This window comes from Enterobacter sp. CM29 (genome assembly GCF_013179605.1).
Taxonomy (GTDB): Bacteria; Pseudomonadota; Gammaproteobacteria; order Enterobacterales; family Enterobacteriaceae; genus Enterobacter; species Enterobacter intestinihominis.
This window is the reverse complement of the sequence record NZ_JABMCU010000329.1, coordinates 1-1,943: the sequence shown is the minus strand read 5'-3', so window position 1 is coordinate 1,943 and position 1,943 is coordinate 1. Positions and strand designations below refer to the sequence as shown.

Annotated in this window: 2 protein-coding genes; both read right to left on the bottom strand. The window is 60.6% G+C overall.

From position 1 onward, the window contains the following. On the bottom strand, positions 1 to 1,531 hold a 1,531-nt coding region (gene cydC, locus HP459_RS22670; RefSeq protein WP_171936895.1), incomplete at its 3' end, for a cysteine/glutathione ABC transporter ATP-binding protein/permease CydC. Beyond that, on the bottom strand, positions 1,531 to 1,943 hold a 413-nt coding region (locus HP459_RS22665), incomplete at its 5' end, for an ATP-binding cassette domain-containing protein (protein WP_171936894.1). The genes HP459_RS22665 and cydC, both read right to left, overlap by 1 nt.

The following is a 1,943-nucleotide window of genomic DNA, read 5'->3' as shown; positions in this document are numbered from 1 at the left end:
TCTCGGTTGTCGCATCCAGACCTTCTGTCGGTTCATCCAGCAACATCAGCGGCGCATCGTGCAGCAAGGCGCGCGCAATGGCCAGACGACGCAGTTCGCCGCCGGAAAGCTGTCGGCCCCCTTCACCCAGCCAGCTGTTCAACCCGTCGTCCTCAAGCAGCTTGTGCAGCCCAACCTGTTCCAGCATCGCCCGCAGCGTATCGTCAGAGGCGTCCGGTGCCGCCAGAAGAAGATTATCGCGCAGCGTAGCGCTGAACAGGTGCACACGCTGGGGCACGACGCTGACCGTTTTACGCAAGGCCGCTTCGCTATAATCAGACAGCGGAAGGTCGTTAAACCGAATCTCGCCCTGCTGCGGGTCCCAGGCGCGCGTGAGGAGTTGCAGAAGCGTCGATTTGCCACATCCCGTACGGCCAAGGATCGCAATGCGCTGCCCGGCATCAACAGAAAGGCTGATATCTTCCAGCGCGTTTTGCGCCTGCTTGTCGTAGGCGAAGGTGACGTTGCTGAGCGTCAGCGCGACCTGCTCCGGCACGATGGTTTGACCCGCGCTGAACTTCACTTCCGGCTCCTGCTCTGCAATATCCGTAATGCGCAGCGCAGAGGCAATCACCTGGCCGAGATGCTGAAAGGCGCCGGTGACCGGGGCTAAGGCTTCGAAGGCTGCCAGGGCACAGAAAACAAACAGCGCAATCAGCGGGCCAGGCTGCGGGTTACCGCCCACGCCACCGGAGGCCATCCAGAGCATGGCGATAACGGCAAACCCACCGATTAACATCATCAGCGCCTGAGAAAACGCGGTCAGTTCAGACTGGCGACGCTGGGCTTCATGCCAGTTCAGTTCCGTATTTTCCATACGGGTGCGGTAGCGCTTGCTGGCACCAAAAATGGTGAGCTCGGCCTGACCCTGCAACCAGGAGGTGAGCTGCTGGCGGTATTCCCCGCGCAAACGCGTCAGGTTTTCCCCGGTGGTTTTACCTGCACGATAAAACAGGGGCGGCAGAATAATCAGCGTCATCAGCATGATGCCGCCGAGCGTCAGTGCGATGGGAACATCCAGGAAACTCAACCCCAGCGTGACCACGACAATCACCACAAACGCGCCCACCATGGGCGAGATGACGCGCAGATAGAGGTGATCCAGCGTATCCACATCCGCAACTACGCGGTTGAGTAATTCGCCCTGCCGAAAACGTGCCAGCCCGGCAGGGGAGAGGGGCAGCAATTTGCTGAACGTATAAATACGCAGGTGTTGCAGCACGCGGAAGGTCGCGTCGTGGCTGACCAGGCGTTCGAAGTAGCGCCCGGCAGTTCGCGTAATCGCCGTGCCGCGCACCCCGGCGGCAGGCAGCATGTAGTTAAAGCTGTATAGCCCGGCAAAGCCTGCGGCCGCAGACGCGGAGAGGAACCAGCCAGAAAGCGTAAGCAGGCCGATGCTGGCGAGCAGAGTGATAATCGCCAGTACGATCCCGAGCGTCAGCATCCATTTGTGGCGTTTATACAAAGCAAGATAGGGAAGCAGGGCGCGCATCAGATATCCTCCTGACGGTTCGCCAGCAGGGTCGCAAAGGGCCCCTGCGCGGCAACAAGCGCGGCGTAATCGCCTTGCTCAACAATGTGTCCGTTTTCCATCACCCAGATCTGATCCCAGTCGGCAATACCTTCCAGCTGGTGGGTCACCATCAGGGTAGTTTGCTGGCGTGAGGCTGCGTTAAGCGCATCCATCACGCGCTGCTCGCTGTGAGCGTCCAGGCTGGCGGCGGGTTCGTCCAGCAGCATTAACGAACAGGGGTTCAGCAGCGCACGGGCAACCGCGACGCGCTGTGCCTGGCCCACTGACAGCCCGGCAGACTGATCGCCAATGACGGTATCGACACCCTGCGCAAGCAGCGGCAAAAACTCGCTGACCCAGGCGCGGTCGAGGACCGATTGCAGCTCATCGT